The organism is Roseibium sp., from assembly GCF_965229775.1.
Lineage (GTDB): Bacteria > Pseudomonadota > Alphaproteobacteria > Rhizobiales > Stappiaceae > Roseibium.
In genome coordinates this window covers 1854287-1879133 of the sequence record NZ_OZ245929.1, presented here as the reverse complement: position 1 = coordinate 1879133, position 24847 = coordinate 1854287, and the positions used below count along the sequence as shown (strand labels likewise).

Sequence of the window (24847 nt, the reverse complement as noted above, 5' to 3'; positions counted from 1 at the left end):
CCGGTCAGCCTTGCCTGGCTGGCCGTCCAATTTGCCCTGCACCATTGCACTTGTTCCGCTTGCGGGTCTATCAAGACCCAGCAGCAAACAGCGGGAGATTCAAAATGGCGCGAACGGCACTTCTATCCGATTACTGGCGATCCTCAGCCAGTTATCGCGTTCGCATCGCGCTGAACCTGCTGGACATTCCGACCACGCTCAGGCCGGTCAACCTCTTGACAGGAGATCACCGCTCCGACCTGTATCTCGCGCAGAACCCGCAAGGGCTTCTGCCGACGCTCGAGATCGACGGCAAGGTTCTGACCCAGTCCCTGGCCATCATCGAATACCTGCATGCGGCCACCCCCGGATCTTCACTGTTGCCGGGCGATATCGACGGCCAGTACCGGGTCCGCCAGCTTTCCTATGCCATTGCCATGGAGATCCACCCGGTGTGCAATCTCAGTGTCGCGCAACACGTTCTGGACCTGACCGGTGGCGGCAACGACACAAGGGCGGAGTGGATGCGCCACTTCATTCAAAAGGGCCTTGCCGCCTTCGAGGACCTGCTCCGGTCCACGGACGGGCCGTTCTGTTTCGGCGCTCAGCCGACCATGGCCGACTGTTGCCTGATCCCGCAGCTCTACAACGCCGACCGCTGGGGCGCCGACGTCTCCGGATTTGCCAGAATACGGGAGGCTGCACGTGCGGCGGAGGGCCTGAAAGCCTTTCAGGATGCACACCCGGATGCCGTCGGGGCGCCCCCTGGCTGACATCGGCCACCACAGTCAGCCGAAGTGACCGCGTCTTGCCACGGCGGACTTGCATCGCGCAGCCGCGAACCGGTACATGGTTCATCCGTCCGCAAACTCACCCACGCCACCGCAAAAGATCATGACCGCTCTTCCGAAGATACTTGTCGCTCCGACCGGGGCGCGCCGGGGCAAGTCCGCGCATCCCGCGCTGCCCATCACGATCGACGAAATCGTCGAGACCTGCCGCGCCTGTGCGGCGGCCGGGGCGGGCGGTGTGCATGCGCATATCCGCGCCGATGACGGATCGCACAGCCTCGACCTCGAGCGCTACAGGACACTCGTTGCGCGGCTTGAACACGCGTTCCCGGGCTGGTTCGTGCAGGTCACGAGCGAGGCCGCCGGCCGGTTCGATGCCGCCGATCAGAGGACGCTCATCCGTGCGCTCAAACCCAAGGCCGTCACGGCTGCGATCCGGGAACTCGTCCCGGATGCGGAGGCCGAGCCGGAGGCCAGGGCGCTTTATCACTGGGCAAGGGACAACGACGTCGCGATCCAGCATATCTGCTTCGACCGGAAGGACATGGACCGGCTGATCGGCTTCATCGAAAATGGCACCATTCCGGGCCGTTCCCATCAGGTGCAGCTGGTGCTCGGGTCCTATGACGGCAGCAAGGTGAGCCGGCCGGAAGATATCGAACCTTTTATCCAGCCGATGCTTGCACTGAAGGAGACGCAGGCGTTCGACTGGATGCTGTGCGCGTTCGGCCGGGAAGAAACCGATTGCCTGCTGCGCACGCTGGAACTTGGCGGCAAGGCCAGGGTCGGCTTTGAGAACTCGCTGTGGAACAGGGACGGAAGCGTTGCCCGCGACAACGCGGAACGCGTATCCGAACTTGTCAGACTGGCGCAGACATCCGGTATCGACCTCTGAGGAGAGACCGGTCCCGGTTTCTGCTTACGGCATCGGAATGTCGTTGACGTATTTCGGGACATGGTAGCCGCGCTGGACAGCCGGCCGCTCCGCGATCCTCAGATACCAGTCCTTGACGTTCGGATAGGCGGCAAGATCGATTTCCTGCCATTCGAAACGGGAGACCCAGGGCCAGCAGGCCATGTCCGTGATCGAGTATTCGCCCTTGCCGTCTCCGGCGATATAGTCCCGGCCCTCAAGCTGCGTGTTGAGCACCCGGTAAAGGCGCTGGCCCTCCGTCGCGTAACGCTCCTCGGCGTAGTCCGACTTGCCCTTGTTGTATTTCACGAAGTGATGAACCTGGCCCAGCATCGGGCCCAGTCCGCCCATCTGCCACATCAGCCACTCGATGGCCTGCCACCGGGCCGGCCCTTCCGGCATGAATTTCCCGTGTTTTTCGGCCAGATAGAGCATGATGGCACCGGTTTCCATCATGGTGATGCCGGTTTCCGTGTCGACAATCGCAGGGATGCGGTTGTTCGGCGCGATCTTCAGGAAATCAGGCTTGTGCTGTTCACCCTTGCCGATATCGACCGCACGGGCGGTGTATTCCACGCCTAGTTCCTCGAGGAGAATGGAGACCTTTCTCCCGTTGGGCGTTGTCCATGTATAGAATTCGATCACGTTTCTCGCCTTTCCGGTCTGTTCCCGCTTGCCGCGGGTGACCGCGTCCTCATTGACAGCTTCATGCGCAAAGATGCCCGCGGCGCCCTTGCGCACGCACATGAACACCGTCGTCAGGCGCCCGGGACCTTCATGCCCATGAAATCGATCATGACGCAGTCGCGATAGGCCGGGCGTTCACAAAGACGGTCGTAATAGGCGCGCAACCCGGGCAGGTCCGCCCGTTCGAAATCGAGCTCGTAGTAGCGATAGAGCAGGCTGCCAATCTGGTAGTCGACGAGATTGAGCTTGTCGCCGCCCACAAAGGGTCCTTCGATCAGGTCCTGGAAGATGTTCATCGACTGCTTGAGCGCCGCGACCGCACCCGCGACACCTGCGTTGTTGCGTTCGTCCGCCGGTGTCCGGATCAACTGCCAGAACAACGTCGGGATCAACGGCGTGTAGATATGCTGGCGGGACATGTCGGCCCAGCGCTCGATCTTCGCAGCGGCCATCGGGTCGGAGGGATGACCTCCGTAGCGGCGCATGATGTACCGGAGCATTGTCACCGATTCCGACAGGACCTCGCCGTCCTGCTCCATGACGGGGACCAGTCCGAGCGGGTTCATGGCCAGGTATTCGGGCGTGTCGTTGCCACCGAACGGGCCACCGACATCCAGGCGCTCATATTCAACACCCAGTTCCTCAAGGCACCAGACCACGGGCTGCACGTTTGCGGACGTAATACGGCCATGTATTCTGATCATCGTTTCGATATCCCTTTGAAGCTGCCACCGCACCGGACGCGGCGCTGTCGGATCATCACCATTTCAGCGCGCGCCACAAACCCTCAATTGACAAAAAGACGTGATCCTGCGGCCCAATCTGTTTGCCCTGCATACGAAGTCTCCCGGAACGCCCGCGCAGACGGACATCCCAAAGCCCCGGATCGTCAGATGCAGCGCCCGCCATCGACCTCCATGGCCACACCCGTGACCATGCCGGCTTCGTCGGAGCACAGGAAACAGGCGGCGTTGCCCATGTCTTCCGGCGTGGAGAACCGGCCAATCGGTATCGTTGACAGGAATTTCGCCCGCATCTCCGGCGTGTCTTCCCCCATGAAGCTCTTCAGCAACGGCGTTTCGCCGGCGACGGGGCAGATCGCGTTCACGCGCACGCCCGACGGGGCCAGTTCCACCGCCATGGTCTTGGTTGCCGTTATCATCCAGCCCTTGGAAGCGTTGTACCAGTTGAGTTTCGGCCGCGGACTGAGGCCCGCAGTGCTCGCCACGTTGAGGATCGCGCCTTTTCCGGCAGCGGTCATTGCCGGAACGAAATGGCGCGCCGTCAGGTAGACCGACTTGCAGTTGACCGCGAAGACCTTGTCGAAATCCTCTTCGCTCACGTCCTGCAACGGCGTGGGCAGGTGCGTGACGCCGGCATTGTTGACGAATATGTCCACCGGTCCGAGCACTTCGGCGGCCTGAGCTGCGAGGGCGGCCACACTTTCATTGGACGCCACATCCACCTTGGCCGCGAGAGCACTGACCTCCCGTGCCATGTCTTGTGCGGCGGCCAGGTTCAGATCCGCGATCAGCACCCTGGCGCCTTCGGCCACGAATTTTCGGACGATGCCGGCACCGAAGCCGGACGCGCCGCCGGTCACAATGGCCGTTTTTCCCTGCAATCTCATTTTTGTTTCCTGTTCATCTTTCAGTTCCGGATCTGCGGTCTTCACCCGTGAAAGGCGGCGACCGTCTTCACCGTGGTGAAACCGTAAAGCGCCTCGAAGCCTTTTTCGCGCCCGTGTCCGGACTTGCCGACACCGCCAAAGGGCAGCTCGACGCCGCCGCCAGCCCCATAATTGTTGATGAAAACCTGACCGGAGCGGATTTTCCGGGCCAGCCGCATCTGCCGTGCGCCGTCCCGTGACCAGATGCTGGCAACCAGCCCGTAGTCCGTTCCGTTGGCGATTGCCACGGCCTCGTCCTCGTCCCCGAACGGGATAACCACCTGCACCGGCCCGAAAATCTCGTCGCGCGCCAGAGTGTGCGCGGGCGACACACCGGAAAACAGCGTCGGCCGCACGTAGTTGCCTCCGTCAGGCACTTTCTCCAGGGAAGCCTCGGCCGCCTTGTCAAGATCGTCGCCCCTATCCAGGTAGCTGGAGACGATGGCCTGCTGCCGCCCTGATATCAATGGACCAACGTCAAGGTCCGACAGGGCGGGACCGACCCTGAGTGCTCCGTATCGTTCAGCCATCCGGCCGACAAGCTCGTCGTGGATCGACCGGTGCACCAGGATCCGGGACGATGCCGAGCAGGTCTGGCCCGCATTCTGGATGCCCGCGTTGACGAGAAACGGCAGGGCGGCGTCGAGATCCGCGTCCGCAAAGACGAGCTGCGGTGACTTTCCGCCCAGTTCAAGCGTCACCGGAACCACGTTGCGCGCGGCGGCGGTCTGAACATGCACGCCCGTGGCGACGGAACCGGTGAAGCTGATGTGATGGACACCCGGATGACCCGTCAGCGCGGCACCGGCTTCCGTTCCAAGGCCTGGGACGACATTCAGTGCCCCGGCGGGGAGCCCTGCCTTGATCGCGAGATCCGCGAACGCCAGGGCGGTCAGGCAGGCGTCTTCGGCCGGCTTCAGTACGCAGGCGTTGCCGGTCGCAAGCGCTGCACCGACGGACCGTCCGATGATCTGCATCGGGTAGTTCCACGGCACGATATGAGCGGTGACCCCGTGCGGTTCGCGCAAGGTGTAGACCGTGTATCCGTCCAGATAGGGGATCGTCTCGCCATGGAGCTTGTCGGCGGCACCGCCGTAAAACTCAAGATATCGGGCCAGGGCGACGGCATCCGCGCGCGCCTGTTTCAGCGGCTTGCCGACGTCGATTGCCTCGATGCGCGCCAGATGTTCGACGTTTTCCAGGACCAGCTCCCGCAGCCTGAAGAGCAGACGCCCGCGCTCGACCGCTGTCGTGCGGCCCCAGTCGCCCTGCCACGCATTCCGCGCGGATGCGACGGCGGCATCGATGTCCGCGGCGGTGCCTCTTGCGATCGAGCCGATCCGTTCGCCCGTCGACGGGTCCTCAAGCGGAAGATATTCGCCGCCCGTGGGCGCCACCCACTTTCCGTCTAACAGGCATCGGGAAGGATCGAACCAAAGATCGAGCTGGTCTGTCATGACATCTCCTTCAGGCAACGTCCGCCGGCAGGACAGGCGCCGCGGCCACGAGTTGTTTGGTATAGGCATGTTGCGGCCTGTCGAAGACGTCTTCCGTCGGGCCCTCCTCGACGATCCGTCCGGATTTCATGACAAGCACACGTTCGGTGATGGAGCGCACGACGCTGAGATCGTGCGAGATGAAGAGGTAGGTCAGGCCGAAGCGATCCGCGAGCCCGGCCAGAAGATCCAGAACCTGGGCGCGCACCGAGACATCGAGCGCAGAGACCGCTTCATCCAGGATGATCAGCTCGGGCTTGATGATGAGCGCGCGAGCAATCGCGATCCGCTGGCGCTGGCCGCCGCTGAATTCATGGATGTATTTGCGGCTGTCACCGGCGCTCAAGCCAACGCTTTCCAGCGCCTCGACGATCGCCGCCTCACGTTCGGCGCCGGCTGGAGGGCTGTCCAGGAGGTGAAAGGGTTCGGTGATCAGACGGTCGACGCGCCAACGCGGATTGAAGCTGCCGTAAGGATCCTGGAAAACCACTTGCATGCGACGGCGGATATCCCGGTTGATCCGGTGATGGCTGATCACGGGTGTTCCGTCCAGCAGGATGTCACCTCCCTGTGTTTCCTCAAGCCCGAGAATGGCCCGTGTCAATGTCGACTTGCCGCAGCCGGACTCTCCGACGAGCCCGACGCTTTCCCCTTTCCGGATCTCGAAGCTGACGGTGTCGACAGCCCGGACCTGCGCTGTCCGGCCCCACCAGCCATGGGTGTGCGTCTGATACTCGCGGACAACATTGCTGACCTGCAGAAGGGCCGTCTCCCCGGCTGCCTCGCGTCTCTCCGGAACGTGGCCGGAGGCTTCCAGCAAGGCACGCGAATACGGGTGCTGCATGTTTCGAAACAGGTCCTGCGCGGGTCCGCTCTCGACGACCTCGCCGCTGCGCATGATCACGAGATCGTCGGCGAGATCCGCGACCACCGCGAGGTCATGGCTGATCAGCATCAGACCCATGCCCTCCTCGGCGACGAGCCGTTTCAGGAGTTCAAGAATCTGAGCCTGCGTGGTGACGTCCAGCGCAGTGGTCGGTTCGTCGGCAATCAGCAGCTTCGGCCGCAGCGCGATCGCCATGGCGATGACGACACGCTGACGCTGACCGCCGGAAAGCTCGTGCGGATAGCGTGTCAGCGGAAACCGTTCCGGTGGCAACTCGGCGCGGCGCAGAGCATCCGCCGCACGCGCAAGGGCTTCCGATTTCGCTACCTTTTCGTGGACGAGGATCGTTTCGGCAACCTGCGCACCGATCGTCTGCAGCGGATTGAGCGCCGTCATCGGCTCCTGAAACACCATGCCGGCGTCCCGGCCGCGAATGCTGCAGAGTTTCTCTTCACCGGCGGTCAGAATGTCCTGTCCGGCAAGGGAGATGCGGCCTTCGCATTCCGACCCGTTCGGCAGCAGCTGCAGCACGCTGAAGGCCGTCATCGACTTGCCGGAGCCGCTCTCGCCGATCACGCCCAGGACGCGGCCGGGCTCGACCTGCATCGAGACATTTTTCAGGATTGGCTCGCCGTGGATCTCAAGCGACAGGTCTTCGATCTCCAGGAGGCTCATGTGCGCGCCCTCCGCAGTTTGGGATCAAGCAGATCGCGCAGCCCGTCGCCCAGAAGGTTCAGACCGAGCACGGTCAGCAGGATCGCCATGCCCGGGAAGATCGCCAGATGCGGTGCCAGCGAAATCATGGTCTGGCTGTCGGCCAGCATCCGTCCCCAACTGGCGGTCGGCGGCTGCGCACCGAGGCCGACATAGCTGAGACCGGCCTCGGCAAGAATGCCGAGCGAAAACTGGATCGTGCCCTGGACGATCAGGAGATTGGTCACATTGGGCAGAATATGTTCCACCGAAATCCGGGCGGGTCCCTTTCCGGCGACCCTCGCCGCCATGACATATTCGCGGCTCCACAGGGTCAGGGCCGCGCCACGGGTCAGGCGGGCAAAGACCGGGATGTTGAAAATGCCGATGGCGATGATGGCGTTCAGCGCCGATGCACCGAAAACGGCGGTGATCATCACGGCGATCAGAAGGCTCGGGAACGCGAACACGAGGTCGTTCGTGCGCATGATGATCTCGTCCGGCAGGCTGCCCTTGCGGGCGGCGGCTGCAAGTCCGAGGGGCACGCCAACCAGCATGCCGATACCGACCGCGACAAGCGCGACCGCGATCGATGTGCGCGCACCGACCATCAGCATGCTCAGGATGTCGCGCCCGAACTGATCCGTTCCGAACGGGTGGACGAGACTGGGGAGTTTCATCCTGTCCGCGATGTTGAGGACCGTGGTGTCATACGGCACCCAGAACAGGCTGATGATCGCCGCGCCTGCAAAGATGAGCGTCAGCAGCGCTCCGGGCAGCGTCGACCGGTTGTGCAGAAGGCTCTTCATCGCCGCCTCCGCAATCTCGGATCCACCCAGGCATAGGCAAGGTCGACGGCGAAATTGACGAGGATGACCGCAAAGACGAGCAGCATGACCACGCTCTCGACCACGATCAGGTCGCGTGAACTGATGGCCTGGAAAACAAGGCGGCCGAGACCCGGCAGATAAAACACATTCTCGATGATGATCGCGCCCGCCAGCAGGAAGGAGAACTGCAGGCCCATGATGGTCAGCACCGGGATGAGGGCATTGCGCAACGCATGCCGCCACATCGCCTGACGCCGTGTGAGGCCCTTGGCGCGGGCAGAGCGGATGTAATCTTCGCCAAGCGTGTCGAGCAGGCTGGAGCGCATCACCCGCGTCAGAATGCTTGCCTGCGGCAGGGCGAGGGCGATCGCCGGCAGGGTCAGGGCTTTCATGCCTGCGAACAGACCTTCCTCCCATCCGGGAAAACCGCCCGCGGAGAACCAGCGCAGATTGATGGCAAAGACCAGCACCATCAGCATCGCGAACCAGAAGTTCGGGATCGCCACGCCAAGCTGGGTGACGCCCATGACACAGGAATCGACAACGGTCCCCCGTTTCGACGCCGCCCAGATACCGGCGGGAAACGCGATCAGCGTGCTCAGCAAAAGCGCATAGAGAGCCAGCGGCAGCGATACCCAGAGGCGTTCGCCGATCAGCTCGGCAACGGGTGTCCGGTAGGTGTAGGACGTCCCGAAATCACCGACCAGCAGCCCGCCCGCCCAGGACAGGTACCGCTGCAGGATCGTGCCATTCAGGCCCAGCTGCTCGCGCAGGGCGTTGAGTGTGTCCTCCTGCGCGTTGATACCGAGCATATAGGCCGCCGGATCGCCGGGCACGACTTCGAGCGTCAGGAAAATCAGCACGGACGCCGCGACGAGGCTCAGTGCGAGCGAGAGCAGGCGTTTCAGGAAATAGTGCAACATGAGCCCGTCACGCACCAGCCGACATGTCGTGTCCGCAAACTTCGGACCGTTTGAAACCGCGGGGCGCCCGCCAGGTGCGGGCGCCCGTCTGTGCTGACCTCAATTTTCCCAGGAGACACCCGTCAGGTCGGTTGCCTGGGTCGGCTGGTTTTTCCAAAGACCCTTGATCCTGGCATCGGCGACGGTCGGAAACGCCAGCTGGAACAGGTAGCCATTCACGTGATCTGCAGCGATTTTCTCCTGCGCCTGCTTCAGAAGCGCCGACCTCTTTTCAGGATCGTTTTCGCTGGTGATGTCCGCGAACAGCGCCTGGAACTCCGGATTGTCATACTGGAAGTAGTAATCCGGCCGGGCATAGATACCGATATCCATCGGTTCGGTATGGCTGACGATGGTCAGGCCGTAGTCCTTGCCCTTGAAGACCTGCTCAAGCCACTGCGCCCATTCCAGACTGGTGATCTCGGTTTCGATGCCGATCGCCCTGAGCTGCGAGGCGATGATCTCTCCGCCGCGGCGGGCATAGGACGGCGGCGGCAACTTGAGCGTTGTCTCGAAGCCATCCGGGAATCCGGCTTCCTCCAGCAGCTTCTTCGAAAGCTCCGGATCATACTGGCTCATGCCCGTCAGATCGACATAGTCCGGATTGTGCGGAGCGAAATGCGTTCCGATCGGTGTGCCGTATCCGAACATGGCCCCGTCGATGATGGCCTGACGGTTGATCGCATGAGAAATGGCCTCGCGTACCTTCGGATTGTCGAGCGGCGGAAGCTTGTTGTTCATCGCCAGGATCGTTTCGCCCTCCGTCGAGCCGACAAGAACCTGGAACCTCGGGTCCGCCTCGAATTGCGGCAGGTTTTCAGGTGCCGGAAAACCGACGAACGCGTTGACGTCCTCGGCCATCACGGACGCGAACGCGGCTGTCGGGTCGGAGATGAACTTGAAGGTGACATTGTCCAATTGCGCCGGCGCGCCCCAGTAGTCGGGATTCCTTTCCAGTTCGATCTTGTCGCCCTGAACCCAATCGGAAAACTTGAAGGCCCCGGTTCCGACCGGATTGGTCTTGATGTCGGCGATCGTTTCCGGCGCGACAATGACGGCATCGCCCCAGGCCATGTTGAACAGGAAATTGCTGTTGGCCTCCGTCAGCGTGACCTTGACGGTAAGCGGGTCGACGACCTCGACGCTGTCGATACCGGCAAAGAGCGCTTTCTGGGCGTTTGCGCTGTCGTCGGCCCGGGCCCGGTCGAGGCTGAACTTCACATCCTCGGCCGTCATGTCCGTGCCGTCGTGGAACTTCACGCCGGAATTCAGCTTGAATGTGTAGGTCTTGCCGTCTTCGGAGATCATCCAGCTTTCGGCAAGGCCGGGATTGACCGTGCCGTCCGGCCCAAAGCGGGTGAGCCCCTCGAAGACGTTGGAATAAAGCACGGAATCGATCGCACCGGCGGCGGCGCTGGTCGGGTCCAGATGCGGAGGCTCGAGTTGCATGGCGACCACGATATCGCTTTTGGCTTCCGCGATGCCGATGCTTGCGGCCAATGCCAGCGCGCTGACCAGCCCACTCCCTATCATTTTAAAACGCATAGCTCTCCCCATCTGTCCATGCCGCGCCTTGCGGCTTTGCCAACAGGTCGATCAGCGAACGGCACGGGGCCATCGCGGCATCGAGCATGTCTTTCACACCATCATATTCATCCGGTTCGTGCGCCAAATCCAGAATTCCCGGTTCACAAGCGATGCAATTTTCGATTTTCGACGCAGCGAGGGCCGGAAAACGGGCGATCCTTCGTCGGCGCAGCGGGATCATCTCGTTATCGGCCTACTCCCCGAATCAGCTGATCGGACACCACCATGCGATGGGCTCCGGGTGACAGAATTGCCAATCAGTATGGTATGCTCGTTCCACGGTGCCAAGGCCTATGATCACTCGACACATCGATGACTTTGAAGCCGCGCTTGCGACAGCTCCCCAAGTTCATCTCAAGTGTAATCGCGGAATAAGTCAGCAATTTTTGCAATAATTGAAAAAGTACAGCCCAATTTTCAGACAGCGTGGAGAAAAAACAGGCGAAAACTGCCACTTTCCAAGTCTTCCGCAGATGCGAACCAGATCTTTACGCCGGAATGAAGGCAGATAGACGAAAATCTCCTGCAATTTTTTTTGAGAACGAAATTTTTGCGAAAGTCGAAAGTTTAAGTTGCCAGCAAAGGGGAAAGTCCCATCTACTTTAAGTGGGGGCAGGTACTCTGGGAGCGCCTAGCTGGAAGTGGAACATGGAGATCTACACACGGTTCGCCGAGGACTACAGAAATAGAAACCTGGAAGAAATCACGATCCAGGACTACCTGCTTGGATGCAGAGACGACCCCTTGATGCGCGCGACATCAGCCGAGCGCATGATGGCCGCAATCGGAGAGCCCGAGGTCATCGACACGAGCCAGGATCAGCGGCTCGGCCGGATTTTCATGAACCGGACGATCAAACGGTACGCCCCCTTCAAGAACCTCTACGGAATGGAAGCGACGATCGAGCGCATTGTCGGCTTCTTCCGACACGCCAGCCAGGGTCTGGAAGAACGCAAGCAGATCCTCTACCTGCTCGGCCCGGTCGGAGGCGGCAAGTCAAGTATCGCCGAAATCCTGAAGAGGCTGATGGAACAGGAGCCGATCTACGTGCTCAAGGCCGGCGACCAGATCAGCCCGGTCTACGAGTCGCCCCTCGGCCTTTTCAGTGCGAATCGTGTCGGCGACCTGCTGGAAGACAAGTACAACATTCCGCGGCGCCTTCTGACCGGACTGATTTCCCCGTGGGCGACGAAACGCCTCGACGAATATGACGGCGACATATCGAAGTTCAGCATCGTCAAGCTCTACCCGTCGAAGCTGCGCCAGATCGGCGTCACCAAGACCGAACCGGGCGACGAGAACAACCAGGACGTCTCCGCGCTTGTCGGCAAGCTCGACATCCGAAAGCTGGAGGAATTCAGCCAGGACGATCCGGACGCCTACAGCTATTCGGGCGCGCTCAATCGCACCACGCAGGGCATGATGGAATTCGTCGAGATGTTCAAGGCGCCGATCAAGGTGCTGCATCCGTTGCTGACGGCGACCCAGGAAGGGTCCTATGTCGGCACGGAGAACATCGGCGCCCTGCCGTTCCAGGGATTGATCCTGGCGCATTCGAACGAATCCGAATGGAGCCAGTTCAAGAACAACAAGAACAACGAGGCGTTCCTAGACCGCATCAGCGTGGTGAAGGTTCCCTATTGCCTGCGGGCGAGCGCCGAAGCCGAAATCTACGGCAAGCTGCTCAGCCAGAGTGCCCTGGCCGAGGCCTCCTGCGCCCCGGAAACCCTGCCACTGCTGGCACGTTTCAGCGTGCTGACGCGGCTGCACGAACACGAGAACTCGACGCTCTATTCCAAGCTCCGCGTCTATGACGGGGAGATGCTGAAGGACTCGGATCCGAAGGCGAAGTCGCTCCAGGAGTACCGGGATGCGGCCGGCGTCGACGAGGGCATGAACGGCATTTCGACACGCTTTGCCTTCAAGGTTCTGTCGGAGACGTTCAATCATGACACCGAGGAGATTTCCGCCGATCCGGTCCACCTGATGTATGTCCTGGAACAGGCCATCAGGCGGGAGCAGTTCGATGGTGAAACCGAGAGCCGCTATCTCGACTTCCTCAAGACGGAGCTGGCGCCGCATTATGCCGAGTTCATCGGCAACGAGATCCAGAAGGCGTATCTGGAATCCTACACGGACTACGGCCAGAACCTGTTCGACCGCTACATCGCCTATGCCGACGCCTGGATCGAGGAGCAGGACTACAAGGACCCGGACACTGGCCAGATATTCGACCGCGACGTTCTGGAAAAGGAACTGGAGAAGATCGAGCAACCGGCAGGTGTCGCCAACTCCCGGGACTTCCGCAACGAGGTGGTGAAGTTCGTTCTGCGCGCCCGTGCGGAAAACCAGGGACAGAACCCGGACTGGCGGCGTTACGAGAAGCTGCGCCAGGTCATCGAAAAGCGCATGTTCGGCAAGGTGGAAGAGCTTCTTCCAGTCATCAGTTTCGGTGCCAAGCGGGACAAGAAGACCGACGAGAAGCACCACGAGTTCGTCGAGCGCATGACCGGTCACGGCTACACCAAACGGCAGGTCAGGCGGCTGGTCGAGTGGTACATGCGCGTCAACAAGGCCGGGTAGCGCCGGAGGCGGAGTGAAAGATGGCGCATTTCATCGACCGCAGACTGAACCCGAAAGACAAGAGCCTGAGCAACAGGCGGCGCTTCCTGAAAAGGGTCCGGACCCAGATCAAGAAAGCGGTCGAGGATGCCGTGCGCGAGCGCGGCGTCGCGGATGTCGGCCGGGCCAAGGATGTCAGCGTTCCGACCGACGGGGTCAGCGAACCCTCGTTCCGCAAGGCTGCCGAAGGCGGGCGCAGGGAACGGGTCTATACCGGCAACAAGAGCTTCCAGACCGGTGACCGGATCGAAAAGCCGCCGCGCGGCGGCGGTTCCGGCGCCGGCCGCCAGGGAGCCCCGGGCGGGGACGGCGAGGATGATTTCCTGTTTGCGCTTTCCAGAGAGGAATTCCTGGACTTTTTCTTCGAGGACCTGGAGCTGCCCGACCTCATCAAGCAGAGCCTGAAGGAAATCACCCGGACGCATCCCCACCGCGCCGGCTATTCCACGTCGGGCGCACCGGCCAACATCAATATTGCCCGGACGATGCGCAATGCCCTTGGCCGCAGGATCGGCCTGAAAAGACCGACCGACAAGGAAGCGCAGGCCCTGCTGAAGGAAATTCTCAGGCTGGAGCAGGTCGCGTCACCGACGCCTGAACAACGCGCGGAACTGGCCGACCTGCGCGCCGCCTATGAAATCCTGGCGAAACGACGCAAGATTGTCGCCTATATCGACCCGCTCGACGTGCGCTACAACCACTTCATCCAGCAACCGGAACCGAACGCCAATGCCGTGATGTTCTGCCTGATGGACGTGTCCGCCTCAATGGGCGAACGCGAAAAGGACCTGGCAAAGCGGTTCTTCATGCTGCTGCACCTGTTTCTCGAGCGCCGCTACGAAAAAACCGACATCGTCTTCATACGGCACACACACGACGCGTCGGAGGTCGATGAAGACACCTTTTTCTACTCGCCGCAGACAGGCGGAACCGTTGTCAGTACCGCGCTTGTCGTCATGAAGGACATCATCCGCGACCGTTACCCGCCGTCGGAATGGAACATCTACGCGGCACAGGCTTCGGACGGCGAAAACTTCGGCGGCGATTCCCGGCGCTGCGCCGCCCTCCTCGGCGAAGACCTCATGCAGGTCTGCCAGTATTTTGCCTATGTCGAGATCGTCGGCGAGGACGAAGCGCAGCTGATCAACAGCGAGGCAACCGGCATGGAGCTCTGGGAGTCCTATGGACGCGTGGCGGAGGCCTGGCCGAACTTTGCTAGAAAACGGGTCGCGACCGCCGCCGATATCTATCCCGTTTTCCGCGAACTCTTCGCGCGCGACCCCTCGGGGCAAGGCCATGGCTAAACGCGCACCGAAACCCAAATCCGAACTGCTGTTCGACCAGGCCGACTGGGACTTCGAAACGCTGCGGCGGACACTGGACGCCATCGAGGAGGTGGCCCGCGATGACCTCGGGCTGGACTTCTATCCGAACCAGATCGAGATCATTTCATCCGAGCAGATGCTGGACGCCTACTCGTCGATCGGCATGCCGCTGATGTATCATCACTGGTCGTTCGGAAAACACTTTCTGGGCCACGAGCGCCTCTATCGCAAGGGCGCGCGCGGGCTCGCCTATGAGATCGTGATCAATTCCAACCCGTGCATCAGCTATTGTCTGGAAGAGAACACCATGCCGCTGCAGGCGCTGGTGATGGCGCATGCCGCTTTCGGTCACAACCACTTCTTCAAGTCCAACCACCTGTTCCGGCAATGGACGGATGCCGACGGCATTCTCGACTACCTCGAATACGCGCGAAAATTCATTGCCTGTTGCGAGGAAAAGCATGGTCTTGGCGAGGTTGAGGCAACGCTCGACGCCGCGCATTCCCTCATGCCGCACGGCGTCTTCCGGCATCGCCGTCCACGACAGCCCTCCCTGCGAGAAGCGGAAGAGCAGCGCCGCGAACGGATCGCAGCGGCCGAACAGAATGTCCACTATCTCTGGAACACCATCCTGAACCCTGCGCGCGGTCAAGCGTCGACGGATACGGAGCTTCTCGACCGCAAACGCGACATGCATCTGCCCGAAGAGAACCTGCTCTATTTCCTGGAACACTACAGCCCCGTACTGACCACATGGCAGCGCGAAATCCTGAGGATCGTGCGTAATATCGGGCAGTATTTCTATCCGCAGAAGCAGACGAAGGTCATGAACGAGGGCTGTGCCAGCTTCGTGCACTACTACATTTTGAACAAGCTGCACGAACAGGGACGGATCAGCGACGGCGCGATGCTGGAGATCCTTCACAGCCACACCAACGTGCTGACCCAGCCGGACTTCGACGATCCGCGTTTTTCCGGGATCAACCCCTACGCGCTCGGGTTCGCGATGATGGACGATATCAGGCGCGTGTGCCTGGACCCGACCGAGGAGGACCGGGAGTGGTTTCCGGATCTCGCCGGAAGCGGCGACTGGCGCAGTGTCCTGAGACAGGCATGGGCCAACTATCGCGACGAAAGCTTCATCCAGCAGTTTCTCTCGCCTGCCGTGATCCGGCGGTTCAGGATGTTCGCCCTGTCGGACGACTCATCGTCGCGCTATTGCACGGTGACCGGCATCCACAATGAGCAGGGGTACCGGCATGTGCGCGACGCCCTGGCGCGCGACCATGACCTGTCGGCACTTGAGCCGGAGATCCAGGTCGCCGACGCCGATCTTCTCGGAGACCGGTGCCTGCATCTGAAGGCCATCCGGCGCAACGCCGTCCCGCTCGATCCGGACAGCAGGGCCGCAACCCTGAAACATGTCGAGCGGCTCTGGGGATACAAGGTCGACATCGTCGAGTCGGATAAGCCGAACTGAACACCACCTTGTCAGATCGTCCGCAAACCTTCCGACAAGTCCCGGAAGGCCCGCTTAAACGCATCCGTGAGCGGATTTCCGGCAACGCCGTTCCGGGTCAGCATCCCGACCGGGCGCGACACGACCGGGTCGCCCAGTTTCCTGAAAGCCAGCGTTTTGCCTTGTGCGGACGTCATTGCCGATCGCGGCAGCAGCGCGGCGCCGATACCTTCACTGACAAGATCCATAGCGGTGGTCGAGCGGCCGACTTCATACGTCCAGCGGGGCGACAGCCGGCTCCTGGCCATCGCCTCGTCGATCAGGAGACGATTGCCCGTGCCTCTTGCCGGAAGGATCAAGGGCACGTCCTGAAGATCTGACCAGGCGACGGCCCCGGCTTCGGCTTCGGCAAGCTGGTGGCCGCGCGGCAGCGACAGGACGATCCTGTCCTCGAACAGCGCTTCGAACTGCGTGTTCGCTTCCAGAGAGCCGATGGAACAGATGCCGAAATCGGCTTCTCCCTGCGAAACGGCTTCCGCGACCTCGTTGGCGGCCCGATCCAGAAGCCGCACCCTTGGGACCGTGCCGCTTTCCCGAAGGCGGCCGATCGCGGGTGCCAGCAGGGGTGTGACCATGGTCGGGATCATCGCGATCGTTACCAGTGAGCCGCGCTGGTGGGCAAAGGCGACGCTTTCGTCCCGCATGGCCAGGGTTGTCTCCCTTGCGCCTTCCAGCATCGCCTCGGCCCGCGCCTGCAACCGCTTGGCGGCAAGCGTCGGTCTGACCGCGCGCGTGGTGCGCTCGAACAGGACGGAGCCAAGCGTTTCCTCCAGCTTCTGGATCCTGCGGGTGATCGCGGATTGCGACAGGCTCAACCGCTCGGCGGCATGGTGAAACGAGGCTGTCTCCATGACGGCCAGAAAGGCCTCGAGATCGTTGAAATCGAAATTGATGCGCATGGAGCATCAATGAGATAAAAACCGACAATTGTCAAAATAATCGAACGACTGCTAAAACGCCTCCGAGAGGAAAAGCATCATGAGCAGCCCGTACGACATCGCCATCATCGGCGGCGGCAACGCCGCCCTGTGCGCGGCCATGACGGCCGCGGAAAAAGGGGCAAGCGTCGTCATTCTGGAAACCGCACCCAAGGCCTATCGGGGCGGCAACTCCCGCCACACCAGAAACTTCCGGTGCATGCACACGGCGCCGCTCGGCCCGCTGGTCGACGACTACAGCGAGGACGAATATTTTGACGACCTTCTGAAAGTCACCGACGGAAAGACCGACGAGACGCTCGCAAGGCTGGCGATCCGCGCCTCCGAAGAATGCCTGCCATGGATGGAAGAGCACGGCGTCCGTTTTCAACCGTCCCTGTCCGGCACGCTTTCGCTGGCGCGTACCAACGCGTTTTTCATGGGCGGCGGCAAGTCGCTGGTCAACGCCTATTACCGCACCGCCGAGAAGCTCGGCGTTTCGGTCCTTTACGAGGCCAACGTCACGCATCTGGAGCTCGACGGCGACCGGATCGTGCGGATCGACTACACGCATGAAGGCGAGACAAAACAGCTGACGCCCAGCGCCGTGATTGTTGCCTCCGGCGGGTTCCAGGCAGATACCGAGTGGCTCACCCGCGCCTGGGGTCCACCGGCAAAGAATTTCCTTATCCGGGGCACACCCTACAACCGCGGCGTCGTCCTGGCGGATCTCCTCGATCAGGGCGTCCAGTCGGTCGGTGACCCGACCCAGTGCCATGCGGTCGCGATCGACGGCCGGGCACCGAAATTCGACGGCGGCATCGTCACAAGGTTGGACTGCGTGCCGTTTTCCATTGTCGTCAATAAGGAAGCGGACCGCTTCTACGACGAAGGCGAGGATGTCTGGCCGAAGCGCTATGCGATCTGGGGACGTCTCGTGGCCAACCAGCCGGACCAGATCGGCTACGTCATCATCGATGCCAAGTCGCTGGACCTGTTCATGCCGTCGGTCTTCCCGCCGATCAAGGCGGACACGCTGGAAGAACTTGCCGGGAAAATGGGCCTTCCACCCGAAAAGCTGCGCAACACGGTCACCGCCTTCAACGCCGCCTGCGGCGACACGTCGAACTTTCATCCGACGGAACTGGATGGTGTCAAGACAACCGGGATCAACATTCCCAAAACCAACTGGGCGCGCCCCATCGACCAGCCGCCGTTCTACGGCTACAGCCTGAAGACCGGAGTCACCTTCACCTATCTCGGCCTGAAAGTGGACGAGAACGCCCAGTGCAGCACCGAAAGCGGTCCTGTCCGAAACCTCTGGGCTGCCGGGGAAACCATGGCCGGGTCCATTCTCGGACAGGGCTATCTCGCCGGTTTCGGCATGACCATCGGAACCGTGTTCGGTCGCATCGCAGGCCGGGAGGCCGCCAATCATGCAAACTGATCTGCTCCAGGAAGCCCGCCGCCAGGCGGAGATCTGCAACGCCTGCCGCTACTGCGAGGGCTACTGCTCGGTCTTTCCGGCCCTGCACCAGGAACGTTTCTTCACCGACGCAAACCTGACCCAGCTGGCCAATCTCTGCCACAACTGCCGGGGCTGTTACTACGCCTGCCAGTACACGGCACCGCACGAGTTCGATCTCAATCTGCCGAAGGCGCTTGCGGAAGTGCGCCAGGACAGCTGGGAAAGTCTTGCGTGGCCCGCCCCGGTTGCCCGGCGTTTTCAGAAAAGCGGCGTGATGATCGCGCTCGCGACGATCCTCGGCTTTGCCCTCCTGTTCCTGGCATTCCGCGCGCTCGGGTCCGCCGGCGGCGACGGGTTTTATGCGGTTCTGTCCCATTCGGCCATGGTGGCGATTTTCCTCCCGGCCTTCCTGTTTCCGCTTGCAAGCATTGCGGTCAGCCTGAGACGCTACTGGACAGAGACCGGCGGCACGACGATCGCGCTGAAGGAGATCGTCGATGCCTTCGGGTCCGCGGCGAAAATGAAGAACCTCGCGGGCGGGCACGGCGACGGCTGCAATTTCGAAGACGAAGACCGGTTCAGCCAGGCGCGGCGTCACGCGCACCAGGCCGTCATGTACGGCTTCCTGCTCTGCTTTGCCTCGACCTCGGCCGGAACGCTTCTCCACTACGTTTTCGACATGCCCGCGCCTTATCCGCTGTGGTCGCTGCCGAAGCTTCTGGGCATACCGGGCGGCATCCTGATGGTGATCGGCACGGTCATGCTGGCTTCGCTGAAACTGAAAGCGGACCGGTCTCTTGGCGCAGCGGCCAACTGGGGCGGCGAGATGGGTTTCATCCTGCTCCTGTTCCTGGTCGCGCTCTCCGGCCTTGCGCTTTACGCACTCGGCAGCACGGCGGCCATGCCGACGCTGCTTGCCATCCACCTTGGCTCGGTGCTCAGCTTCTTCCTGCTGACGCCCTATACCAAGATGGCCCACGGCTTCTACCGCCTCACCGCCCTCATTCGCGATGAACAGCGGAAGTCGGCGGGGTAAGTTCCCGCCGCCTTCAGCCGGTTCTGTCGGTTACCGTGAACTGCCCCATCATGCCCTGATCTTCGTGTTCCAGAATGTGGCAGTGATACATGTAGGGGAAATCTTCGCTCGCAAGGTGATCGAAGCGGACGACAATTTCCGACCAGTCGTCATCGTCCAGCACCACCGTGTCTTTCCAGCCGCCCTGATCGGGAGTTACAGCCGCGCCCTCCATCTGTTCGATCAGGAAGGAACAGCCGTGCACGTGGAACGGATGCGCGCCCTGATCGGAACGGATCCGCCAGCGTTCCCAGACACCGCGCTCGACGCGCTCGTTGATCACGCTCATGTCCATTGCAGCCCCGTTGATCGTCATGGTCATGGCGTGCGCCTCATGTGCACCGTGGCCCTGCGCATGCCCGGCATGGGCGCCCTCGCCGCCGCCGTGATCCATTTCCAGAATGAATTCGCGCGTTTTCGTGATCTCGCCCGGGTCCGGACGGTCAATCGTCGCCAGGCGTTCGGGAACGCGCGCGGTATGCGCGACCAGTGTCCGGTCGACCGTCAACAGCAGCGAGGCGGGCGGTGCCGACTGACCGGGTCCGGTCAGCAGACCCACGAGACCGGAAACGATCCCCTCACCTTCCTCGTCGATCTCGTCTTCAAAAAAGGTCAGCAGTTCAGCCGAGGTGTCGTCGGACAGGTCCACGATGATTTCGCAGCGTTCGCCGGGAGACATTTCCATGGTTGTCATCGGCACGGGCGCTTCCAGCAGGCCGCCATCGCTGGCGATCTTGTGAAAGGTCCGGTTGTCGGCGAATGCCAGGATATAAAATCGCGCGTTCGCGCCGTTGAGAAGGCGAAGACGAACCTTGCCGGCCGGAACCTCCGCGACCGGCGACAAGGCACCGTTGATGATGGCCGTATCGCCGAACCAGCCGTCTTCCCCAGCCTCTTCCAGCGAATAGACCAGCCGTCCCGCCGCATCGAAGGTTCTGTCCTGAAGGATCACCGGAAGATCGTCGACGCCGTATCGGTTCGGAAGTTCCTTCGAGACGTCCTCATCGTCATCGATGATGATCATGCCCGCGAGGCCGCGATAGACCTGGTCTCCGGTCTTTCCGTGGGTATGGGAATGGTACCAGCAGGTGGCTGCCGGCTGCACGATCGATAGCGTCGGCTGCCAGCGTTCGCCGGGGGACATTTCCAGCTGCGGCCCGCCGTCGACATCCCCAGGGACATGAAGTCCGTGCCCATGGACGGAGACGCCTTCGGTCAATGTGTTGTGGTAGTTGAGCGTGAGCTCGGTGTTCCGCCGGGTTCGAATGGTCGGGCCCAGATAGTCCTGGTTGACACCGATCGTCGGCGTCATGACGCCCGGTTTGAAAGACCACATGCCAGTGCGGATCGTCAGGTCCAGCGGCGCGCCGTCCGTGCCGTCCGCAAGAGGCGATATCGGCAACCGCGGCCGCGCCGTGTTCGACCATGCCGGCCCTGCCAGACAGGTACCTGTGAGTGCAAGGCCGCCTGCGAGGACCTGGCGCCGGGAAAATGTGAGCGACATATCTGATCTCCAATTCAGCAAATCCGGTGCGGGCACTTGCCGTAAGCCACAGCGAAGTGGTGCATGGCGCCCCGATGTATTTGTGAATGGGAAACACGTAGGTATCCGTCCATCGGACAAATGCCGGATCGACGCCTTCCGGCATAGGACATAGGGTCAATGCGAACGGCGCGACCGGATGCCGGGCTGCCAAAGACACGCAAGACGGGGAACGACTTCATGCTGGATACGAACGGGCCGTTGTGGAATTGGCGAACCTTTTTTGCCGCGTTCGTTCTGATCGTGTTTGCCACGAGTGTCGTTGAAGTTCTCAACGAATTCCGGGCCGGCGAAACGCTCGGTTCCATGGGCGACGATCTTGCCAGGCTATTGATCAGCGCACTGGTCCTGGGCACCTTTCTGTACGATCGCCATATTCAGCAGAAAACACTCCTGGAGCTGAGCGGACAGCTTGAAAAAGCACGCGGCCAACTGGCGCGCCTCGACTCGCGTTCGGTTGAGCTTGCGGGACAATACCGCGCGGTCATGCAGAAGCAGTTCAATGCCTGGAACCTGACCGCCAGTGAGCAGGATGTCGTGATCGGAATGCTGAAGGGTCTTTCATTCCGGGAAATCGCGGGGCTCAGGGAAACGCGCGAGAAAACGGTGCGGCAGCAGGCATCCACCGTCTACCGCAAGGCCGGCGTTTCCAGCCGGAACGAGCTGACCGCATGGTTCTTCGAGGACATGCTCGATCCCCTGCCGGTGCAGGACGGATGACCAAGAGACGCATCGCGACCTGAAAACGTCGGGTCCCGGCCTTGTCAGGCCCCGATAGCGAGATATAACCCCGAACGCTTGGACACGGGACCGGCCGTATCGCGGTCCCCGGGATCGCACACAAAACCAACAATCATCCGGGTGCAGTGGTGGAAACGAACAAGATAACAATCCTCGACGGCGGCATGGGCCAGGAGCTTGTCCGCCTGAGCGGGCTCGAACCGACAGGGCTCTGGTCGACGCGGATCATGATGGAACGGCCGGATCTCGTCGGAGCGATCCACGATTCCTATTTCGCTGCCGGTGCGCATGTGGCAACGGCGAACACTTACGCGATCCATCGCGACCGCCTGCGCCCGAACGGGATCGAAGACCGGTTCGAAGAACTGCAGCAGCAGGCATGCGAAATCGCCTGCCGCTCGCGCGATGCACACGGTTCCGGATCGGTGGTCGGGTCCGTCGGTCCGCTCGGTTGGTCCTACAGCCACGACGGCGCGCCGCCGGAAGAGGAATCCGTCGAGCTTTACGCGGAAATCTGCCGCATCCAGGCGGATTTCGTGGATTCCTACCTGATCGAGACGATTGCTTCGATCGAGCAGGCACGGGCCGCGGTCACGGGTGCGCTCGGCCACGGCAAACCTGTCTGGATCGGCCTGACGGTCGACGACGGAGATGGTACGAAACTGCGCTCTGGAGAAAGCCTGGAAGACGCCGTCCGCGAAGTTGCCGCGCTGGCCCCGCAAGCCATCCTGCTGAACTGCTCCATACCGGAAGCCGTAACCGCTGGACTGAAAGCCACGACGGAAGCCGGACTGCCGACAGGCGGCTACGCCAACGGGTTCACCGGGATCAGCAAGGAATTCCTGAGCGCAGGCAGCGCGGTGACGAAGCTGACGTCCCGTGTTGATCTCACCCCGGACGCCTATGCCGACCATGTCGGCGGCTGGATTGCGTCCGGCGCGACGATCGTCGGCGGCTGCTGCGAAGTGGGACCGGCGCATATACAAGAGCTTGCGCGGCGTTTCAGCTAGAACCGGAACGGATTTCCCCCTTGCTCGCAGTTGCGCCGCGGCGTTTGCGCGGTCACGAGGCAGTTGCGCCTTCCCGCGTATCACGGCGCAGCGCACCTGCAAAGAACTCAAGCAGCGCTTCGATATCCCGCTGCTGCCGGAAATCCTTGTGCGTCGCCACCCAGAGACCCGTTGAGGGCAACCCGGCGCGGCCACCGAACGCAACAAGCCGAGCAGATTTCTGTGCGACAAAGACGGGCAGCATGGCAAGGCCGAGCCCCCTCTCGGCCATAGCCGCCAGCATAAGGAAGCTGTCTGCGGAAAACTCACGCCGGTTTTCGACGTTGGAAAGCTGCCATTCGCCGACTGTTGATCCTGCAAAGCCCGGGGCGGTCCCCAGCCATTTGTGCGCCCTGAGAGGCTGTTCCCCGGTGCGGGCCAGATAATCCGGAGAGCCGAAGACGCCGAATTCGACGGTGCCGATCTTGAGACCGCTCAGCTCCGGTGGCAGATCCGGGCCGGGCCGCACAAGGATCTCGGCACCCGAAAGCGACAGGTCGATCGGATCGTTCGAAACGGCAACCTCGATATTAACGTTCGGGTGCATCTGCCGAAGGTTTTCCAGATGGTCGGGCAAAAGCAGGCAGGCAATCGTGTCCGTCGTCGCAAGACGGAACGTGCCCTCGATGCCCTTGGCGGTCGAATCCAGGCTTCTCCTGATCCTGGCCGAGGCGTGGTCCATGAGCTTGAGCGATGCCAGAAGCGCCCGGCCTTCGGGCCGGAGCCGATACCCGTCTTTCTGCCTGTCGAACAGCTTGACCTCGCGGGACGCTTCCAGGAGCGCGATCCGTCTCAGGACGGTCGCGTGGTTCACACCGAGCGCGCGCGAGGCCGCAGAAAGCGATCCCTGCTCGGCAACCGCGTGGACATATTGAAGATCGTCCCATCTGAGTTTGTGCATCTGCGCACAGCCTTTTGTCGCAATTTAGAGAATTTATCAGCGCATTAGATCATGAGACTTATCTGATGTTCAATTCTGCACATGAGAGGAGAGTCTGATGAAAAACGGATTGAAGGTTTTCTGCTCACTCGTATTCGTCTTCACTGCCGGTATGGGCACGTCCGTCGCAGACGGGCATTTCGACAACGCCATCAAGGCACGCAAGGCGGTCATGGCGCTTTATGCGTGGAACCTGGGCCAGTTGGGCGCCATGGCAAAAGGGGATATCGAATACAATGCGGAAGCCGCCCAGATCGCGGCGGAAAACATCAAGATCATGGCAACCATGAACATGGGCTCGGCCTGGCCACAGGGATCCGACAGCACGGCCCTGCCCGGAAAGACACGCGCAAAGGTCGAAGCCTGGTCGACCTATCCGGAAAGCGCCGAGATCAACAAGAAACTTGCAGCGGCGGCGGTCGCCATGAGCGACGTTGCCGGTGACGGCGTCGATGCCGTTCGCGCGAATATCGGTGCCATTGGCGGTGCCTGCAAGGATTGCCACACGAAATTCCGGGAAGCGGAATAGACGAACCGCTATTGTGCAAAGATGAAAACATGGCATATGCCGCGGCGGATTGCCGTCGCGGTTTTCATGATAGCCGGGCTCGCCCTCGTGTCAGCGCGGGCCGGAGACGACCGTCTGCCGAAACGGGATGGTGAGTTGCCCGCCACCACCAATCGTGTCCCGCACATCCAGATCGGTGAAGAGCCCGTTCCGCAGCTGTCGGACCGCCTGTTGCAACGCGTGGCGGCCTTGCCGGGGGTCAAGCTCCGCGCCACGGTGATCTCGCTTCCGGGCGCCAAGGGCTTCTGGCTGAGCGAGACCATCGACCTGGCACGGCCCCAGGCGATCGTCGGCGGACGGGAGTTTGCCCATTTGCATCCGGATGGCAGTCTGCACGCTTCGCTGCCGCCGGCGCGCGCCCGCGAAGCCGTGAAGGCCGGATGGGCGGCCATGCATCCCTGGGCGGACAGCCGGCCGGGCTGGGAAGGTTTCGTCCTCCTTTATACGTCGCGCACCCGGGAGGAGGCGGATATTGTCTTCCAGCTGCTCGTGGACGGCTACAACTACGTGACCGGTGACGATCACGAAGCAGCGGAGCTCTGAAGCCCCGCATTCGTCAGGGCGGGAACGGAGACCGCTCTTGCCGG

General features: G+C 61.7%; 23 protein-coding genes. 11 read left to right on the top strand and 12 right to left on the bottom strand.

Going from position 1 to position 24847, the window contains the following annotated elements; all coding sequences use genetic code 11:
• Positions 1–104 precede the first annotated feature (104 nt).
• Both maiA and ACO07N_RS08535 read left to right on the top strand, forming a co-directional pair.
• Positions 105–752: a maleylacetoacetate isomerase gene (gene maiA / locus ACO07N_RS08540; RefSeq protein WP_421980607.1), complete on the top strand. Its 648-nt coding sequence runs from the start codon at positions 105–107 to the stop codon at positions 750–752.
• A gap of 121 nt (positions 753–873) precedes the next feature.
• Positions 874–1665: a 3-keto-5-aminohexanoate cleavage protein gene (locus ACO07N_RS08535; protein ID WP_421980606.1), complete on the top strand. Its 792-nt coding sequence runs from the start codon at positions 874–876 to the stop codon at positions 1663–1665.
• A gap of 24 nt (positions 1666–1689) precedes the next feature.
• On the opposite strand, the gene ACO07N_RS08530 is transcribed toward ACO07N_RS08535, so the two are convergent.
• The 9 genes from ACO07N_RS08530 to ACO07N_RS08490 form a co-directional block, all read right to left on the bottom strand.
• Positions 1690–2328: a glutathione S-transferase family protein gene (locus tag ACO07N_RS08530; RefSeq protein WP_421984400.1), complete on the bottom strand. Its 639-nt coding sequence runs from the start codon at positions 2326–2328 to the stop codon at positions 1690–1692.
• Positions 2329–2441: 113 nt separating this feature from the next.
• Positions 2442–3074 carry a glutathione S-transferase family protein gene (locus tag ACO07N_RS08525; protein WP_421980605.1) on the bottom strand — a complete coding sequence of 211 codons (633 nt, stop codon included), beginning with the start codon at positions 3072–3074 and terminating at the stop codon, positions 2442–2444.
• Between the two features lie 185 nt (positions 3075–3259).
• Entirely contained in the window at positions 3260–4000 is a 741-nt protein-coding gene (locus ACO07N_RS08520) for an SDR family oxidoreductase (protein WP_421980604.1), read from the bottom strand.
• 41 nt (positions 4001–4041) lie between these two features.
• Positions 4042–5496, bottom strand: coding sequence for an aldehyde dehydrogenase family protein (locus ACO07N_RS08515; RefSeq protein ID WP_421980603.1), 1455 nt, complete (start codon positions 5494–5496; stop codon positions 4042–4044).
• 10 nt (positions 5497–5506) lie between these two features.
• Positions 5507–7096, bottom strand: a complete 1590-nt coding sequence (locus ACO07N_RS08510) for an ABC transporter ATP-binding protein (protein WP_421980602.1) — start codon at positions 7094–7096, stop codon at positions 5507–5509.
• Positions 7093–7923 (bottom strand): ABC transporter permease, encoded by an 831-nt coding sequence (locus ACO07N_RS08505; RefSeq protein ID WP_421980601.1) that lies wholly within the window; start codon positions 7921–7923, stop codon positions 7093–7095. Before ACO07N_RS08505 ends, ACO07N_RS08510 begins: the two co-directional genes overlap by 4 nt.
• Positions 7920–8867: an ABC transporter permease gene (locus ACO07N_RS08500; RefSeq protein WP_421980600.1), complete on the bottom strand. Its 948-nt coding sequence runs from the start codon at positions 8865–8867 to the stop codon at positions 7920–7922. The genes ACO07N_RS08505 and ACO07N_RS08500 overlap by 4 nt, the downstream gene beginning before the upstream one ends.
• 99 nt (positions 8868–8966) lie before the next feature.
• A complete protein-coding gene (locus tag ACO07N_RS08495) occupies positions 8967–10451 on the bottom strand; it encodes an ABC transporter substrate-binding protein (RefSeq protein ID WP_421980599.1) in 1485 nt (494 codons plus the stop codon).
• Positions 10441–10674, bottom strand: coding sequence for a hypothetical protein (locus ACO07N_RS08490; protein WP_421980598.1), 234 nt, complete (start codon positions 10672–10674; stop codon positions 10441–10443). Before ACO07N_RS08490 ends, ACO07N_RS08495 begins: the two co-directional genes overlap by 11 nt.
• 467 nt (positions 10675–11141) lie before the next feature.
• On the opposite strand from ACO07N_RS08490, the gene ACO07N_RS08485 reads away from it, so the two are divergent.
• The 3 genes from ACO07N_RS08485 to ACO07N_RS08475 are packed head-to-tail and all read left to right on the top strand — an operon-like array spanning position 11142 to position 15920.
• On the top strand, positions 11142–13076 hold the full coding sequence (locus ACO07N_RS08485) for a PrkA family serine protein kinase (RefSeq protein ID WP_421980597.1): 1935 nt from the start codon (positions 11142–11144) through the stop codon (positions 13074–13076).
• Between the two features lie 20 nt (positions 13077–13096).
• Positions 13097–14419: a YeaH/YhbH family protein gene (locus tag ACO07N_RS08480; protein WP_421980596.1), complete on the top strand. Its 1323-nt coding sequence runs from the start codon at positions 13097–13099 to the stop codon at positions 14417–14419.
• On the top strand, positions 14412–15920 hold the full coding sequence (locus ACO07N_RS08475; protein WP_421980595.1) for a SpoVR family protein: 1509 nt from the start codon (positions 14412–14414) through the stop codon (positions 15918–15920). The genes ACO07N_RS08480 and ACO07N_RS08475 overlap by 8 nt, the downstream gene beginning before the upstream one ends.
• 11 nt (positions 15921–15931) lie before the next feature.
• On the opposite strand, the gene ACO07N_RS08470 is transcribed toward ACO07N_RS08475, so the two are convergent.
• Positions 15932–16858, bottom strand: coding sequence for a LysR family transcriptional regulator (locus tag ACO07N_RS08470; RefSeq protein ID WP_421980594.1), 927 nt, complete (start codon positions 16856–16858; stop codon positions 15932–15934).
• Positions 16859–16937: 79 nt separating this feature from the next.
• On the opposite strand from ACO07N_RS08470, the gene tcuA reads away from it, so the two are divergent.
• Together tcuA and tcuB are read left to right on the top strand one after the other, a co-directional pair.
• Positions 16938–18323: an FAD-dependent tricarballylate dehydrogenase TcuA gene (gene tcuA, locus ACO07N_RS08465; RefSeq protein ID WP_421980593.1), complete on the top strand. Its 1386-nt coding sequence runs from the start codon at positions 16938–16940 to the stop codon at positions 18321–18323.
• Positions 18313–19380, top strand: coding sequence for a tricarballylate utilization 4Fe-4S protein TcuB (gene tcuB, locus ACO07N_RS08460; protein WP_421980592.1), 1068 nt, complete (start codon positions 18313–18315; stop codon positions 19378–19380). Before tcuA ends, tcuB begins: the two co-directional genes overlap by 11 nt.
• A 13-nt stretch (positions 19381–19393) precedes the next feature.
• Here tcuB and ACO07N_RS08455 read toward each other — a convergent pair whose 3' ends face one another.
• Positions 19394–20923 (bottom strand): multicopper oxidase domain-containing protein, encoded by a 1530-nt coding sequence (locus tag ACO07N_RS08455; RefSeq protein WP_421980591.1) that lies wholly within the window; start codon positions 20921–20923, stop codon positions 19394–19396.
• A 159-nt stretch (positions 20924–21082) separates the two neighbouring features.
• Between ACO07N_RS08455 and ACO07N_RS08450 the strand changes: the two genes are divergently transcribed.
• Complete coding sequence (locus ACO07N_RS08450) at positions 21083–21682, top strand: helix-turn-helix transcriptional regulator (RefSeq protein WP_421980590.1); 600 nt, start codon at positions 21083–21085, stop codon at positions 21680–21682.
• Positions 21683–21831: 149 nt separating this feature from the next.
• Positions 21832–22713: a homocysteine S-methyltransferase family protein gene (locus tag ACO07N_RS08445; protein WP_421980589.1), complete on the top strand. Its 882-nt coding sequence runs from the start codon at positions 21832–21834 to the stop codon at positions 22711–22713.
• A 52-nt stretch (positions 22714–22765) separates the two neighbouring features.
• Here the strand turns inward: ACO07N_RS08445 and ACO07N_RS08440 are convergent, their stop codons facing one another.
• Complete coding sequence (locus tag ACO07N_RS08440; RefSeq protein ID WP_421980588.1) at positions 22766–23653, bottom strand: LysR family transcriptional regulator; 888 nt, start codon at positions 23651–23653, stop codon at positions 22766–22768.
• Between the two features lie 97 nt (positions 23654–23750).
• Between ACO07N_RS08440 and ACO07N_RS08435 the strand changes: the two genes are divergently transcribed.
• Both ACO07N_RS08435 and ACO07N_RS08430 read left to right on the top strand, forming a co-directional pair.
• Positions 23751–24221, top strand: a complete 471-nt coding sequence (locus ACO07N_RS08435; RefSeq protein ID WP_319384985.1) for a cytochrome c — start codon at positions 23751–23753, stop codon at positions 24219–24221.
• Between the two features lie 21 nt (positions 24222–24242).
• On the top strand, positions 24243–24803 hold the full coding sequence (locus tag ACO07N_RS08430) for a luciferase family protein (RefSeq protein ID WP_421980587.1): 561 nt from the start codon (positions 24243–24245) through the stop codon (positions 24801–24803).
• The last annotated feature ends 44 nt before the right edge of the window (positions 24804–24847 follow it).

Excerpts from the sequence above, each read along its gene's own strand:
- ACO07N_RS08520 (WP_421980604.1), bottom strand. The coding sequence starts at position 4,000 with ATGAGATTGCAGGGAAAAACGGCCATTGTGACCGGCGGCGCGTCCGGC.
- ACO07N_RS08495 (WP_421980599.1), bottom strand. The coding sequence starts at position 10,451 with ATGCGTTTTAAAATGATAGGGAGTGGGCTGGTCAGCGCGCTGGCATTG.
- ACO07N_RS08485 (WP_421980597.1), top strand. The coding sequence starts at position 11,142 with ATGGAGATCTACACACGGTTCGCCGAGGACTACAGAAATAGAAACCTG.
- ACO07N_RS08475 (WP_421980595.1), top strand. The coding sequence starts at position 14,412 with ATGGCTAAACGCGCACCGAAACCCAAATCCGAACTGCTGTTCGACCAG.
- ACO07N_RS08515 (WP_421980603.1), bottom strand. The coding sequence starts at position 5,496 with ATGACAGACCAGCTCGATCTTTGGTTCGATCCTTCCCGATGCCTGTTA.
- ACO07N_RS08535 (WP_421980606.1), top strand. The coding sequence starts at position 874 with ATGACCGCTCTTCCGAAGATACTTGTCGCTCCGACCGGGGCGCGCCGG.
- ACO07N_RS08490 (WP_421980598.1), bottom strand. The coding sequence starts at position 10,674 with ATGATCCCGCTGCGCCGACGAAGGATCGCCCGTTTTCCGGCCCTCGCT.
- tcuB (WP_421980592.1), top strand. The coding sequence starts at position 18,313 with ATGCAAACTGATCTGCTCCAGGAAGCCCGCCGCCAGGCGGAGATCTGC.
- ACO07N_RS08440 (WP_421980588.1), bottom strand. The coding sequence starts at position 23,653 with ATGCACAAACTCAGATGGGACGATCTTCAATATGTCCACGCGGTTGCC.
- ACO07N_RS08435 (WP_319384985.1), top strand. The coding sequence starts at position 23,751 with ATGAAAAACGGATTGAAGGTTTTCTGCTCACTCGTATTCGTCTTCACT.
- maiA (WP_421980607.1), top strand. The coding sequence starts at position 105 with ATGGCGCGAACGGCACTTCTATCCGATTACTGGCGATCCTCAGCCAGT.
- ACO07N_RS08480 (WP_421980596.1), top strand. The coding sequence starts at position 13,097 with ATGGCGCATTTCATCGACCGCAGACTGAACCCGAAAGACAAGAGCCTG.
- ACO07N_RS08470 (WP_421980594.1), bottom strand. The coding sequence starts at position 16,858 with ATGCGCATCAATTTCGATTTCAACGATCTCGAGGCCTTTCTGGCCGTC.
- ACO07N_RS08510 (WP_421980602.1), bottom strand. The coding sequence starts at position 7,096 with ATGAGCCTCCTGGAGATCGAAGACCTGTCGCTTGAGATCCACGGCGAG.
- ACO07N_RS08450 (WP_421980590.1), top strand. The coding sequence starts at position 21,083 with ATGCGAACGGCGCGACCGGATGCCGGGCTGCCAAAGACACGCAAGACG.
- ACO07N_RS08500 (WP_421980600.1), bottom strand. The coding sequence starts at position 8,867 with ATGTTGCACTATTTCCTGAAACGCCTGCTCTCGCTCGCACTGAGCCTC.
- ACO07N_RS08455 (WP_421980591.1), bottom strand. The coding sequence starts at position 20,923 with ATGTCGCTCACATTTTCCCGGCGCCAGGTCCTCGCAGGCGGCCTTGCA.
- ACO07N_RS08525 (WP_421980605.1), bottom strand. The coding sequence starts at position 3,074 with ATGATCAGAATACATGGCCGTATTACGTCCGCAAACGTGCAGCCCGTG.
- tcuA (WP_421980593.1), top strand. The coding sequence starts at position 16,938 with ATGAGCAGCCCGTACGACATCGCCATCATCGGCGGCGGCAACGCCGCC.
- ACO07N_RS08430 (WP_421980587.1), top strand. The coding sequence starts at position 24,243 with ATGAAAACATGGCATATGCCGCGGCGGATTGCCGTCGCGGTTTTCATG.
- ACO07N_RS08505 (WP_421980601.1), bottom strand. The coding sequence starts at position 7,923 with ATGAAGAGCCTTCTGCACAACCGGTCGACGCTGCCCGGAGCGCTGCTG.